10 protein-coding genes are annotated in these 14,014 nt (G+C 74.3%); 7 read left to right on the top strand and 3 right to left on the bottom strand.

Annotated elements, in window-relative coordinates; genetic code table 11:
• The first annotated feature begins 149 nt into the window (after window positions 1-149).
• The 7 genes from ABEA42_RS17520 to ABEA42_RS17490 all read left to right on the top strand — a co-directional run bounded on the left by ABEA42_RS17520 (window position 150) and on the right by ABEA42_RS17490 (window position 8,399).
• Window positions 150-1,832, top strand: a complete 1,683-nt coding sequence (locus ABEA42_RS17520; RefSeq protein ID WP_345505167.1) for a hypothetical protein — start codon at window positions 150-152, stop codon at window positions 1,830-1,832.
• The gene (locus ABEA42_RS17515; protein ID WP_345505166.1) at window positions 1,829-2,719 is read left to right on the top strand and encodes a hypothetical protein; all 891 of its coding nucleotides are present in this window, start codon (window positions 1,829-1,831) and stop codon (window positions 2,717-2,719) included. The genes ABEA42_RS17520 and ABEA42_RS17515 overlap by 4 nt, the downstream gene beginning before the upstream one ends.
• A 12-nt stretch (window positions 2,720-2,731) precedes the next feature.
• On the top strand, window positions 2,732-3,817 hold the full coding sequence (locus tag ABEA42_RS17510; RefSeq protein ID WP_345505165.1) for an energy-coupling factor transporter transmembrane component T: 1,086 nt from the start codon (window positions 2,732-2,734) through the stop codon (window positions 3,815-3,817).
• On the top strand, window positions 3,814-5,553 hold the full coding sequence (locus tag ABEA42_RS17505; RefSeq protein ID WP_345505164.1) for an ABC transporter ATP-binding protein: 1,740 nt from the start codon (window positions 3,814-3,816) through the stop codon (window positions 5,551-5,553). Before ABEA42_RS17510 ends, ABEA42_RS17505 begins: the two co-directional genes overlap by 4 nt.
• Complete coding sequence (locus ABEA42_RS17500) at window positions 5,550-6,398, top strand: ECF transporter S component (protein WP_345505163.1); 849 nt, start codon at window positions 5,550-5,552, stop codon at window positions 6,396-6,398. The genes ABEA42_RS17505 and ABEA42_RS17500 overlap by 4 nt, the downstream gene beginning before the upstream one ends.
• A complete protein-coding gene (locus ABEA42_RS17495; protein WP_345505162.1) occupies window positions 6,395-7,750 on the top strand; it encodes an FAD-binding oxidoreductase in 1,356 nt (451 codons plus the stop codon). The genes ABEA42_RS17500 and ABEA42_RS17495 overlap by 4 nt, the downstream gene beginning before the upstream one ends.
• A gap of 112 nt (window positions 7,751-7,862) precedes the next feature.
• On the top strand, window positions 7,863-8,399 hold the full coding sequence (locus tag ABEA42_RS17490) for an NUDIX hydrolase family protein (RefSeq protein WP_345505161.1): 537 nt from the start codon (window positions 7,863-7,865) through the stop codon (window positions 8,397-8,399).
• A gap of 168 nt (window positions 8,400-8,567) precedes the next feature.
• Here the strand turns inward: ABEA42_RS17490 and ABEA42_RS17485 are convergent, their stop codons facing one another.
• From ABEA42_RS17485 to eccCa, 3 genes are all read right to left on the bottom strand, one after another.
• Window positions 8,568-9,017 carry a hypothetical protein gene (locus ABEA42_RS17485; RefSeq protein WP_345505160.1) on the bottom strand — a complete coding sequence of 150 codons (450 nt, stop codon included), beginning with the start codon at window positions 9,015-9,017 and terminating at the stop codon, window positions 8,568-8,570.
• 70 nt (window positions 9,018-9,087) lie between these two features.
• Window positions 9,088-9,849 (bottom strand): lysophospholipid acyltransferase family protein, encoded by a 762-nt coding sequence (locus ABEA42_RS17480; protein WP_345505159.1) that lies wholly within the window; start codon window positions 9,847-9,849, stop codon window positions 9,088-9,090.
• Between the two features lie 34 nt (window positions 9,850-9,883).
• Window positions 9,884-13,807 (bottom strand): type VII secretion protein EccCa, encoded by a 3,924-nt coding sequence (gene eccCa / locus ABEA42_RS17475; protein WP_345505158.1) that lies wholly within the window; start codon window positions 13,805-13,807, stop codon window positions 9,884-9,886.
• Between the last annotated feature and the right edge of the window lie 207 nt (window positions 13,808-14,014).

Raw genomic sequence — 14,014 nt, 5'->3', positions numbered from 1 at the left:
GCGGCTCCATTTCCGTCGAGGTACGCGGGGCGGAGCCCGGACACCAGGTCCGAGGCCGCCCCCCGTTGTCGCGCGAGCGACGCGGGGGTCTTGTCTTTCTCCAGGTGCCGGTGCACCCGTCGCGACACCGCTCGCATTGAAGAGGCACCATGCACCGCACCACTGTCAGCGCCCGTCCGGCCGCTGCGTTCGCCCTGGCCCTCGCCGCCAGCCTGGTCGTGCCCGGCACGGCGTTCGCCGCCACGACCGACCCCACCACCACGCCGGTGACCACCACACCGCCGAGCACGAGCACCACGTCCGGCACGTCGTCCACCGGCACCACGACCGGCACGTCGACGACGTCCGGCCCGACCGCGAGCGGCTCGACCACGAGCCCCTCCAGCACCACCGCACCGCCGACCACCGCCTCGACCACCGGGCCGACCACCGCCTCGACCACCACGTCGAGCACGACCACGGCGGCTCCGAAGGTCCGCGCCCGCAGCGCCAGCCCCTCGGCCTCGGTGGACACGGCCATGGGCGTGACAGTCCCGTTCGGCCTCGCGAGCGGGGCGGGCTCGGCCCGCGTCGCCGGCGGCACCGCCGAGCAGGCGGGGTACGCCGCCGGCTTCATGGTGCGCACGCTCGCCGGCAACGAGGACCACTACAACTACCCCGGGGGCGAGTCCTTCGACGGAGGCAACACCGTCGACGCGATCCTCGGCCTCGACGGGGCGGGCCTCGGGAGGACCGAGGCCGATGCGGCCTTCGCCTACCTGAGGAAGAACGTCGGCGGCTACATCGGCACCGACTACTCCTCGCTCTACGCGGGCCCGACCGGCAAGGTGCTCGTCGCCGTCGTCGCCCACGGCGGCGACCCTCGCGACGTCGGCCCGAAGCACGTCGACCTGCTCGCGCAGCTGCAGTCCTCGCTCGGCGCGGCCGAGCCCGGCCGCTACTCCGACCTCCCGGTGACCGGCTGCGGGTACGACCCGTGCGACTACTCCAACACCATCGGCCAGGCGCTCGACATCATCGGCGTCGGACGGGCCACGGGGTCGGCGCCGAAGGAGGCCGTCGACTACCTGCTGGCCCAGCAGTGCACCGACGGCGGCTTCCGCGGCGAGCTCGCGGCAGCCGGGGGCGCCTGCACGAGCGACCTCGACGCAACGGCCTTCGCTGCCCAGGCCGTGACCGGCCTGCGTGGCGCTGACGACGCGGCAGCCACGCGTGCCCTGGCGTTCCTCGCCGGGAAGCAGGCCGCCAACGGCGGGTTCCTCAACGGCGACGGCCAGTACAACGCCAACACCGCGGGTGTCGCGGCCCAGGCGTTCGCGGCCGGTGGCCGCCGTGCCGAGCTCGCGCTGGCCCAGGGCTTCCTGGCCTCCCTGCAGCTCGACTGCCGGGCCGACGAGAGCCTGCGCGGCGGCGTCGCCTTCACTGCCGCGGACCGCGCGATCCTCACGTCGACCCCGACGACCGACAAGCAGAAGACCGCGTTCGACGACGCGGTCGACCGGGCCCTGCGCGCCACGCCGCAGGCCACCCTGGGGCTGGCCGGCGGCGACCTCCTCGGCGTCAGCGTCGACGGCGCCAGCACCGCGGTCCCGGCAGAGGACTGCCCGACCGCCCCGACGTCGACGACCTCGACCGCCACGACGTCGACCGCCCCGGCCGGCAGCACCACCGCGGCCGCCGCACCGGTCGCGACGCCGGCGGCCTCGGCGGCACCGGGCGCGCTCGCCTTCACCGGGGCCGACGTCGCCCTGACGGCCCTGCTCGGGCTGGTCCTGCTCCTGCTGGGTGCGGCCGCCCTGGTCCTGGCCCGGCGCAAGGGCGCGCACGCGTGATCCGCGCCCTCGCCCGCCTCATCGCAGCCGCCGCCCTCGTCGCGGCCGGTGGCCTCACCCTCCCGGGTGGGGCCGCCCGGGCCGCCGCCGGGGCCTGCTCGGGGACCACCGGGGTCACCGTGGTCATCGACTACGGGTCCTCGTCGGCCACCCTGTGCGCCGCCGACTCCTCGAGCGCCATCCGGGTCCTGACCTCGGTCGCGTCGGTCACCTACCCGCCGCAGTACCAGGGGACCGTGGTCTGCCAGATCAACGAGGTGCCTGCCCAGACGTGCCCCCGGATGCCCCCGGGCAACGCGTACTGGGCGTTCTTCCACGCCCCTCGCGGGGGTTCGTGGACCTACAGCAGCAGCGGGGTCGCGAGCTACGACCCGGCCCCCGGCACCGTGATCGGCTTCGCGTTCGGCGCCGGTGGAACCCCGAGCTCCGCACCGCCGGCGCCCACTCCCACCTCGACCCCGAAGCCGAGCCCCAGCCCCACGCCCAAGCCGCCGTCGAGCACGTCCAGCACGCCGCGAAGCACTCCGCCGCAGCCCACGTCCACCGGCGGTGGCACCCCGGGCCGGGGCGCCACCACCCCGCAGGCGCGCAGCACCTCGGCCACGTCGCCCGGGTCCGGCACGTCGACGCACGGTTCGGGCACGACGGGTACGGCGACGAGGTCCGCCACCACGCGGGCCACCACCTCCGCGACCGCGACGCCGGGGCAGCCGGCCTCCTCCGCCGGCGGGCAGCCCTCCCCCACCAGCGACGACCAGGCCCCCCAAGCGGCCGAAACCACCGACGACAGTGGCTCGCCGACGACCCTGCTCGCCGGGCTGGGCCTCGTCGGTGTGGTCGGGGCCGGTGCCGCGTACCTCACCCTGCGCCGCCGCGCGCACGGCTGACCGCCACCCACCATGCCGTCCCTGCTGCCCACCGCCCTGCCTCGCCACCTCCACCCGGTGGCGTGGTGGGTGTGGGCCGTGGGGCTGGCCGTGGCCTGTTCGGGGACGACGAACCCGTTGCTGCTGCTGCTCGCCGTGAGCGTGGCCGCCCTGGTCGTCGCGGCGCGGCGCGGCTCCTCACCCTGGGCCCGCGCCTTCCGCCTCTACCTCCTCCTCGGGGCGTGGATCGTCGTGCTGCGGGTGCTGCTCCACGTGCTCGTCGGCTACAAGGTCGGCCAGACCCGGCTCTACACCCTGCCCAGCGTCGACCTCCCGGGCATCACCCTGCTCGGACCGCTCTACCTGGAGGGGCTGCTGGCGGCGGCGGTCGAGGGACTGCGCCTCGCCTCGCTCATCGCGTGCATCGGGGCGGCCAACGCCCTGGCCAACCCCAAGCGCCTGCTGCGGGCGCTCCCGGGCGCCCTCCACGAGATCGGCACCGCCGTCGTCATCTCGGTCACCGTCGCACCGCAGCTCGCCGACAGCGTGCACCGCGTCCGCCGCGCCCGGGTGCTGCGCGGTGAGGGCGGCCGCGGGCTGCGGTCCGTGGGTCGCGTGGCGCTGCCGGTGCTCCAGGACACCCTCGACCGGTCGCTGCTGCTGGCCTCCGCCATGGACTCGCGCGGTTACGGCCGCCGGCCCGAGCAGGCCGCCCGCGCCCGCCGCCTCACCGGCGCCCTGACGCTCACCGGCCTGCTCGGGGCCGCGGTCGGCACCTACGGGCTGCTCGACGCGACGGCTCCTGCCGCCGTCGGCCTGCCCATGCTCGCCGCGGGGGTCGTGCTCTGCGGCGTCGGGCTGGCAGTCGGCGGCCGGGCCGTGCAGCGGACCGCCTACCGGCCCGACCCCTGGGCCTGGCCGGAGTGGCTGGTCGCGGGCTCGGGGATCCTCGCAGCGGTCCTCGTCCTGCTCGTGGCCCACCGCCAGCCGTCCGCGGTCGTGCTGCCGCTCGCCCCGTTGCGACCGCCGGCGCTGCCGCTGCTCGCGGTCGTGGGCCTGCTCGCCGCGGCGCTGCCGGCGTTCGTCGCCCCTGCTCCCCCGGTCAGGGGCACCCGATGAGCGGCGCACACGCACCGGCCGTCGTCTTCGACGCGGTGACGGTCCGGTACGCCGACAGCCCGGCTCCGGCCCTGCGGTCTGCGTCGTTCGTGGTCGAGGAGGGCGAGCTCGCCGTCGTGGCCGGGCGCACCGGCGCCGGCAAGTCCACCCTGCTGGGCGCCGTCAACGGCACGGTCCCGCACTTCACCGGTGGCCACCTCTCGGGCAGGGTCACGGTCGCGGGCCTGGACACACGCACCCACCGGCCGCGCGACCTGGCCGACGTCGTGGGCGTCGTCCGCCAGGACCCGCTGGCCGGGTTCGTCACCGACACGGTCGAGGAGGAGCTGGCCTACACCCTCGAGCAGCTCGCGGTCGCCCCCACCGCCATGCGGCGCCGGGTCGAGGAGGTGCTCGACGTGCTGGGGATCGCCGACCTGCGCGACGCCCCCCTGTCCGACCTCTCCGGTGGCCAGCAGCAGCGCGTGGCCATCGGGTCGGTCCTCACCGCTGGTCCCCGTGTCCTCGTCCTCGACGAGCCCACCTCGGCCCTCGACCCCGCCGGCGCCGAGGAGGTGCTGGCGACCCTGTCGCGGCTGGTGCACGACCTCGGGCTCACCGTGGTGGTCTCCGAGCACCGGCTCGAGCGGATCGTCGGGCTGGCCGACCACCTGCTGCTCGTGCACGACGACGGCACCGTCACCGACGGCGAGCCGGCGGCGCTGCTCGCCACGGCGCCCCTGGCACCGCCCGTGGTGCACCTGGGCCGGTGGGCCGGGTGGGACCCCCTTCCCCTCACCGTCCGTGCAGCCCGGCGCGAGGCGCGCGACCTGCGCACCGCGCTGGAGACGTCCACGCCGCCTCCGGGTCCCGCCGTACCCGCACCGCCGGCTGCCGCCCCGGTCCTGCTCGAGGGACTCGGCATCAGCGTCCGCCACGGTGACGTCACCGCCGTCGACGGCATCGACCTGGGCCTGGCCGGCGGCGAGGTGGTCGCCCTCATGGGTCGTAACGGCTCCGGCAAGTCCTCGCTCCTCTGGGCGCTCCACGGCACCGGACCGCGCAGCGCCGGGGCGGTAGAGGTCCGCGCCGGGGACACCACGGTCGACCCGTCCCGCGAGTCACCGGCGCAGCGGCGTCGGCACGTCGGGCTCGTCCCGCAGAGCGCCGGTGACCTGCTCTACCTCGCCACGGTCGACGCCGAGTGCCGCCAGGCCGACCACGAGGCGCGGGCCCCCGCAGGAACGGCCCGCGGCCACCTCGACCGCCTGGCGCCCGGGATCCCGGGCGACCGCCACCCGAGGGACCTCTCCGAGGGGCAGCGCCTGGCCCTGGTCGTCGCCGTGCAGCTCACGGCCGCCCCGGACGTCCTGCTGCTCGACGAACCCACCCGTGGCCTCGACTACCCCGCCAAGGAAGCCTTGACGCGCCTGCTGCGCCGCCTCGCGGAGGACGGCGCCGCCGTGCTCGTCGCGACCCACGACGTCGAGTTCGCCGCCGGCGTCGCCGATCGCGCGGTCGTCATGGCCGGTGGTGCCGTCGTCGCCGACGGCCGGGCCCGTGACGTCCTGTGCGACTCCCCCGCGTTCGCCCCGCAGGTCGCCAAGGTGCTCTCCCCCCAGCGCCTGCTCACCGTCGCGGAGGTGCGCCGGGCCTTCGCCGCGCCCCCGTCCGCCGATGGTGCCCGCGACCTCGGCGGGGCCGGCGGCGGTGCCGGCGGCTCCGCGCCGTACCCCGTGCTCGGAGGCAGACGGTGAACGGCTCCCGCCTCGGCGCCGTCGCCCTGCGCCCCCGCTCGACCATCGCCCTGCTCCTGGTCTCGGTGGTGGGCGTGCTGGCCTTCCTCTGGCCGCTGTTCGCCAGTGCCGACTCCCGCCTCGGACACAGCACCGACGCCCCGCTGCTCTTCGCCCTCCTGCTGCCCCTGCTGCTCGCGGTGGTGCTCTTCGAGATCAGCGAGGGCGGCCTCGACGTCAAGGCCGTGGCGATGCTCGGCGTCCTGTCGGCGGTCGGCGCGGCCCTGCGCCCGCTCGGTGCCGGGACCGCGGGCCTGGAGACCGTCTTCTTCCTCCTCGTGCTCGGCGGCCGCGTCTTCGGTCCCGGTTTCGGTTTCGTCCTGGGGTCCACCACGCTCTTCGCCTCCGCCCTGGTCACCGGGGGGGTCGGCCCGTGGCTGCCCTACCAGATGCTCGGCGCCGCCTGGGTCGGGCTCGGTGCGGGGCTGCTGCCGCGGGTCCCCGACCGGTGGGAGGTGCCGCTGCTGGCGGTGTACGGCGCGCTGGCAGGGCTGCTGTACGGCGTGGCCCTCAACTTCTCCTTCTGGCCGTTCTCGACCGGACTCGGCAGCCACCTGTCGTTCGTGCCCGGCGCCGCCCCCTGGGACAACCTGCGCCGCTTCGCAGTCTTCTCCCTCGCGACCTCGGCCTGGTGGGACGTCGGGCGGGCCGTCACCAACGTCGTCCTCATCGCCGTCACCGGCCGTGCGGTGCTCGCGACCCTGCGACGAGCCTCGCGGCGCGCGGCGTTCGACGCGGAGGTGCGGTTCGACGCCGAGGTGGGGCTCGAACCCGAGCCGGCACCGCGGCATACGCTGTCGGCGTGACCCTTCCACCATCGCTGCTGGACCGATCCGTCACCGACCCGGACGTCAAGGCGACCTACGCCGTCGACGAGTCCGTGGGTGCCATCGCGCCGGACACCTTCGAGGTGGTCCGCGCCCGTGACCTCGGCGACGTGGTCGACGTGCTGACGCACGCGCAGGCCACAGGCACACCCGTCGTGCCGCAGGGTGCGCGCAGCGGGCTGGCCGGCGGCTCGGTCGCCCTGCGCGGCGGCATCGTCCTCAGCCTCGCGGGCCTCACCGACATCACCGAGCTCGACCCGGTCGAGGCAACGGCCGTGGTCCAGCCAGGGGTCCTCAACGCCGACCTCAAGGCGGCCGCCGCCGCAGAGGGCCTGTTCTACCCACCGGACCCCGCGTCGTCGGCGTTCTGCACCATCGGCGGAAACGTCGCCACCAACGCCGGCGGCCTGTGCTGCGTCAAGTACGGCGTCACCGCCGACTATGTGCGAGGGCTGCAGGTGGTCCTCGCCGGCGGCGAGGTCATCCGGACCGGGCGCAGGACCGCCAAGGGCGTCGCGGGCCTCGACCTGACCGGGCTGTTCGTCGGCTCCGAGGGCACCCTCGGCGTGGTCACCGAGGTCGTCGTCAAGCTCGTGCCCGCCCCGGACCCGGCCCTGACGGCACTCGCGACGTTCGGCTCGCTGTCCGCGGCCAGTGACGCGATCGTCGCGCTGCGCCGCGAGCGCCACCGGCCGAGCCTGCTCGAGCTGCTCGACGACGTGTCCATCGCGGCCGTGCAGGCCGTCTCCGACTTCGGCTTCCCCGGCGACTGCGCCGCCGTCCTCATCGTGTCGGCCGACCGCCCGGGGCACACCGGGGAGGACATCGCCCGCTACGCCGGGCTGCTCGAGGCGGCGGGCGCCACCGAGGTCGCCGTCGCCGACGACGCGCAGGAGAGCGACGCCCTCCTCGCCGGGCGGCGGGCACTGCACCACGGGCTCGTGGCCAAGGGGACCCACTTCATCGAGGACGTGTGCGTGCCCGTCCAGCGGCTGACCGAGCTCATCACCGCCGGCCACGAGATCGCCGCGCGCACCGGGGTCGAGATCTCGATGTCGGGGCACGGCGGCGACGGCAACCTGCACCCGTCGTTCTTCTACGACCCCGCCGACGAGGCCAGCCGGCACCGCGCGGAGGAGGCGTTCGGCGAGCTCGTCGCGGTGACCCTCTCGATGGGCGGCACCATCACCGGGGAGCACGGGGTCGGGTCGCTCAAGGCCCGCTGGCTGCCCGACGAGGTGGGGGCTGCCTCGCTCGAGCGCCAGCGCGCGGTCAAGGCGCTGTTCGACCCCCGAGGCATCCTCAACCCCGGCCGCGTCTACTGGTCCTAGCGCCTCACGGGCGTCCGCCCAGCTCCGGCGGCCCACCGCCGGGCAGGTGCAGCGGCTCCGGCCAGTGGGGCGGCGACGCCTCGAACCCCACCGGGCTGGTAGAAACGAGGACATGAGCCACCTCGAACTCGACCGCAGTGAGTCCTGGCTGTCCCACGAGGAGCTCGACGCCGCACGACAGCGGGTGCCGATCCTCTACGTCGACGCCGTACCCGTCCGGGTCGACGACCGCGGCGTCCTCACCGCGGTCGGGCTGCTCCTGCGGGCCTCCGACGGGCAGATGAACCGCGAGCTCGTCTCGGGTCGGGTGCTCTACCACGAGCGGGTGCGTGACGCGCTGGTGCGCCACCTGGAAAAGGACCTCGGGCCGATGGCGCTCCCCCAGCTCCCGGCGAGCCCGCAGCCGTTCACCGTGGCCGAGTACTTCCCGACCCCGGGTGTCACCCCGTTCCACGACCCCCGCCAGCACGCGGTGTCGCTCGCGTTCGTCGTCCCCGTGCAGGGTGACTGCCGACCCCAGCAGGACGCGCTCGACCTGGCCTGGCTCACGCCGCAGGAGGCCATGGCGCCCAGCCTGCTCGCCGAGATGGACAACGGCCACGGCGTCCTGCTGCGCCAGGCGCTGGCCCACCTCGGCCACCCCGTCTGACCGGGGGCCGCACGCCACCACTACTGGCGCGACGTCCGTCCTGGTGGCGAGGAGGAGCCAGTCGCCACGACTATTGCCACCACGCCGGACCCGGTGGCACCAGGTGCTCCTCCGTGTCCGGCCACGCCGCCGGCCCCACGAGTTCGCGGTAGGGCCGGACGGCAGGCGTCAGCTCTTCTTGATGCTGAGGCTGAGGTCCTTGTCGAGGACGAGCAGCTTGACCTCGGTGCCGTTGCCCGAGGCCGTGATGGTGCCGGACCCGAGCGAGTCGCTCCACGACTTGGCGCTGACGGCCCAGCCCGCACCGGGCAGGGCCGTGACGAGGCCGTCGTACGCCTTCTTGCCGTCGGGCACCGTGTAGTCGGCGATGGTGAGGGTGTCGCTCTGGACGGCGTCGCCCTGCGCCTTCGCCCCGTCCGGGAGCGGGAACCCGTCGGGCAGCTCGGCCGCGGCGCCGGCGCTGCTCGAGCTGGAGCCGGAGCCGCTGGGAGCGTTGCTGCTCGAGGCGGGCCGGCTGGCCTGCACCGTCGTGTCGGCCGAGCCGCCGGAGCCCCCTGAGCAGGCCGCGAGCGCGGCCACGGCGCCCAGCCCCACGATGGTGGTCACGAGTCGGTTCATGGTGTTTTCCCCCTTGTGTCGGTATTGCCCGACTCACCCTAGGGGGTGTGCGGTGACGCTGCCCGCAGGCTCAGCCGGAGCGGCGACGCTGGCTGCGCACCCGGTTGGCGCGGTCGACGCGGTCGAGCTCGTCGGCCTCCTCGATGGTGGGCGCCGTACCGCCGAGGCGCGCAGGCAGCAGGTGCTTCTCAGAGTCCGGCCACGCCGGGTAGGCCGCCTGGTCGGCGTCGAGCTGCAGCTGCATCACCGCCTTCATGCGCTCGGTGACCGCGGCGGCGTCCTCGTCCTTGCCGACGGTGATCGGGGCGCCGACGGTGATGAGCAGGGGGAACCCGTGCCGGCCCATCCGCTTGGGCTGGCCCTTGGTCCACACGCGCTGCGATCCCCAGATCGTGGTCGGCAGCAGCGGCACCCCGGCCTCCTGCGCCAGCCGCGCCGCCCCCGACTTGAACGCCTTGAGCTCGAAGGAGCGCGAGATGGTGGCCTCGGGGAAGACGCCCACGATCTCGCCACGGCGCAGCGCCGACAGCGCGGTCGCGAACGACTCGGTCCCGGCCTCGCGGTCGACGGGGATGTGCTTCATACCCGTCATGAGCGGGCCTGCCACCGGGTTGGACCAGATCGACTGCTTGGCCATGAACCGCACCAGCCGCCCCACCTCGACCCCCACGAGACCGGCGTAGGTGAAGTCGAAGTAGCCGGTGTGGTTGATCGCCATGACGGCGCCACCGAGCCGCGGCACGTTCTCGAGGCCGTTGATGCGGATCTTGAGCCCCTGGGCGGCGAAGAGCCCGCGGGCGGCGCCGATCACGGTGCGGTAGACGGGTTCCATGCGCCCACCCTAGGGGTCGTCGGCTGAGTGGTTGCTACCCGTGCCTCGACGGCGTCCACGCGAGCTGGACGACGTTGTTGCCGGTCTCGCGTGACACGAGGCGACCACGGCCGGGCACCGCGGGCACCGCCTTGATGTTGCCGATGAGCGGACCCTCGTCGGGGCTGCCCGACAGGAGGATCCCGGGGGTCGCGAGGTCGCGCAGCGTCTGCATGACCTGCTCGTACGACGCGCGGGCCGCACCGCCGGAGCGACGGGTCAGCACGAGGTGGAGCCCGACGTCGCCGGCCTGCGCGAGCAGCGGGACCAGCGCGGCGAGCGGGCTGCCGGACGAGGTGACGACCAGGTCGTAGTCGTCGACGAGGACGAACACCTCGGCGCCGCTCCACCACGACCGGTTGCGGAGCTGCTCGGGCGTCACGTCCGGGCCCGGCAGCCGGCTGCGCAGGTATGCCGCGAGCTCCGGGATGTTCGCGAGCGCCTGGTCCTCGGTCGTGAAGTAGTCGCGCAGGTACTCGTCGGGGATCTCCCCGAGCAGGGACCGGCGGTAGTCGACGGCGAAGATCTGCGCCTGCTCGGGCGTGTAGAGGCGCATCACCTCGTGAGCCACGGTGCGCAGCATGCCGGTCTTGCCCGAGTCGCTGTCGCCGAAGAGGTAGAGGTGCGGCTCCTCCACGACGTCGAGGCCGATCGGCGCGAGGTTGCTCTCGTCGATGCCGAGCAGGATGCGGCGGTCGCCAGCACCTGCCATCTCCCGGACCCGGTCCAGCCGGATCTCGTCGGGCAGCAGGCGCAGCTTGGGGCCGGCCGGGCCCTGCCACGCCGCGTTGACCCGGTCGACCATGTCGTCGACACCGGAGCCGAGGCTGCCGACGTCGCCGCTGCCGTCGATGCGCGGGATGGCGGACAGGAAGTGGTGCCGGGTGGCCTCGACGCCGCGGCCCGGGCGTCCCTTGGGGACGTTGGCAGCGACCTTGCGGTCGATCTCGGAGTCGCTCGGGTCACCGAGGCGCAGCTCGAGCCGGGTGCCGAAGACGTCCTTGACGGCGCTGCGGAAGTCCATCCAGCGGTTGGTCGTGGCCACGAGGTGCAGGCCGAAGGTCAGGCCGCGGCCGGCGAGCTCCTGGATCTCCATCTCGAGCTCGTCGAACTCGGCGCGGATGGTGGGCCAGCCGTCGACGACGAGGAACACGTCGCCGTACCCGTCGTCCGCCCGTCCCTCTGCGCGCCGGCGCCGGTAGGTCTCGATCGAGTCGATGCCCTGCGCGCGGAAGTAGGCCTCGCGCTTGTCGACGATGCCGCGCAGCTCGGCGAGCGTGCGGCGCACGACGTCGGGCTCGTTGCGGCTCGCCACGCCCGCGACGTGGGCGAGCTTGACCAGCGGCGAGAAGGTGCCGCCGCCGAAGTCGAGGACGTAGAACTGGGTCTCCAGCGGCGTGGTCGTCAGCGCGAGCGAGGTGACCAGGGTGCGGGCCAGGGTGCTCTTGCCGCTGCGCGGCCCGCCCACGATGGCCACGTGGCCGGCGGCGCCTCCGAGGCCGACGCTGAGGGTGTCGCGGCGCTGCTCCAACGGGCGGTCGACGATGCCGATCGGCACGACGAGCGACCCGGCGTCACGCCAGCGGCGCGAGACGAGGCCGAGCTCGGGGTCCGGGGCGAGGTCTCCCATCAGGGTGTCGAGGGCGTCGGGGACGTCCAGCGGCGGCAGCCACACCTGGTGGGCGGGACGGCCCTTGCCGCGCATCTTGGACACCGCGATGTCGAAGGTCGCGCGGTCCTCGCGCGGTCCGGCCTCGATGACCTGCGGCTCCGGGGTGTCGTTGAGACGAAGGACCGGTGCGGCCGAGAACGGCACGATGTCGTTGGTGGCGCCCGTCCGGTCGCTGGCCGCCCGGCGTCGGGCCGGCGGCGGGCCGGAGACGTATGCGGCCTTGAACTTGATGAGCGTCGTCTGGTCGGGCTTGAGGTAGCCCAGACCCGGGACGGCCGGCAGCTCGTAGGCGTCGGGGACACCGATGACGGTGCGGGACTCCGCGGCCGAGAAGGTGCGCAGGCCGAGGCGGTAGGACAGGTGCGACTCGAGGCCGCGCAGGCGACCTTCCTCCAGGCGCTGGGAGGCGAGCAGCAGGTGCATCGACAGCGAGCGGCCGAGGCGACCGATCGCGACGAAGAGCTCGACGAACTCGGGGCGCGCGTTGAGCAGCTCGCTGAACTCGTCGGCGACGATGACGAGCGCGGGCAGCGGCTCGAGGTCGGCTCCGGCGGCGCGGGCCTTCTCGTAGTCGGTGACGTTGGCGAAGTTGCCCGCCGAGCGCAGCAGCTCCTGGCGGCGGACCATCTCACCGTGCAGGGCGTCCTGCATGCGGTCGACGAGGCTGAGCTCCTGGCCGAGGTTGGTGATGACCGCCGAGACGTGCGGCATGTCGGCCATCCCGGAGAAGGTCGCGCCGCCCTTGAAGTCGACGAGCACGAAGTTGAGGGCCTCCGAGGAGTGCGTCATCGCGAGCGCCAGGACCAGGGTGCGCAGGACCTCGGACTTGCCGGAGCCGGTCGCACCGATGACCAGGCCGTGCGGGCCCATGCCCTGCTGGGCGGACTCCTTGATGTCGAGGGAGACGACCTGCCCCTGCGCGCCGAGCCCGATGGGCACGCGCAGCCGGTCGCGCTGCAGCCGGGGGCGCCACGCCGCCTCTGGGTCGTAGTCGCGGACGTCCCCCAGCCCGAGGAGGTCGACGAGCTCGGTCGAGCTGGTCATGGCGTCGCGGCGCTCGGGCTCCGCGCCCGCGTACAGGGGTGCGAGCCGCCGCGCGGCCGCCTCGGCCTGAACGATGGAGAGGGAGTCGGCGAAGCCCTGCGCGGGCTCCGAGGTGACGGTGATGATCTGCATCGGCACCCGGCCGGCGTAGGGGCCGGACTGCTGCGGCTGGCCCAGGGCGAGTCGCATCCGGCCCTCCTGGCCGAGCTCGTCCCACCGCTCGGGCAGGTGCAGCACGGTGATGCCCATGACGCCCTCGTCGGTGACGATGGCGTTGCCCGGCGGGACCTCGCCGCCGTCGACGACGATGAGCACGTGCGGCAGGGTGCGCTGGTCGGCGCGACCGAAGCGCGGGCGCTCCGACAGGTCCGCCGGCAGCATCGGCTCGAGGTCGGCGAGGGAGGTGGCGACCATCCGGGCCGGCCCGACGCCGTCCCGCTCACGCTGGCTGTGCGCGTGCGGCAGCCACTTGACCCACTCCCACTCGGGCAGCGACTCCGCGGCCGTGACCACGGCGATCTGGAGCTGGTCGGGGGCGTGCTGCGCGGCCGCGGCGGTCATGATGGCGCGTGCCAGCGAGCGCACGGGCTCGGCGTCACCCGTCACCTCGAGGCGCGAGAAGAACGGCAGCGACACCGACGCCGGGAGGTCGGGCTGCACGCGGTGGGTGGACATCAGGCGGTGCAGCGCCGAGGCGGCCACCGGGTCGAGCTGCGCCATCGGCGGGGTGTCCGGTGCCTCGAGCGTGATGCACAGGGGCTGGTTGGTGCGGCCGAACCGCACCCGTAGGAAGTCGTCGTCGCTCGCCGAGCGCTCCCAGACCCGGGTGCGCTCCTCGCAGAGGGCGGCCAGGGCCTCGGGCGAGGGGTTGTTCCACAGGGCGGCCGCGCGCTGGCGGTTGGCCGCCTCCCGCACGGTCTCGCGGACCTCGCCGAGGTAGGCGAGGTACTCCCGGCGGGCCTCACTGATCCCCGCGGCGTGCTGCTGCCGCTGGCGGTAGCCGTTCACCCCGACGAAGCCGAGGGAGGCGATGAGGAACATGCCGGCAGCGATGTAGGCCTTGGCGCTGGGCTGGGACAGGGCGACGAACGCGATCGACCCCACACTGCCGAGCATCGGCACGGCGTTCATGAGCAGGGAGCTCGCGCCCTCGCTCGGCGTGATCTCCGGAGGGGGCTGGAGCACGATGCGGCCGGAAGGCACTTCGGGCGCCTCTTCGCGAGGTCCCCTCCGCAAGGTCACTGACATGGTGGTGTGCGCCCTCCTCGGCGTGTAGGCCCGTCCCGCCGTGTCACCTGGCCTCCCCCGTCGTCGGCCGGCTCACGTCCACAGCAGGCCAAACGTACCGTGTCCGACCGGGACGAAGGGCGCAGGCGCGTACTCACGGGACAATCAGGCACTATTGTTCGC

Source organism: Pedococcus ginsenosidimutans, assembly GCF_039544395.1.
GTDB lineage: Bacteria > Actinomycetota > Actinomycetes > Actinomycetales > Dermatophilaceae > Pedococcus > Pedococcus ginsenosidimutans.
This window is presented reverse-complemented; position numbering and strand designations above follow the sequence as displayed.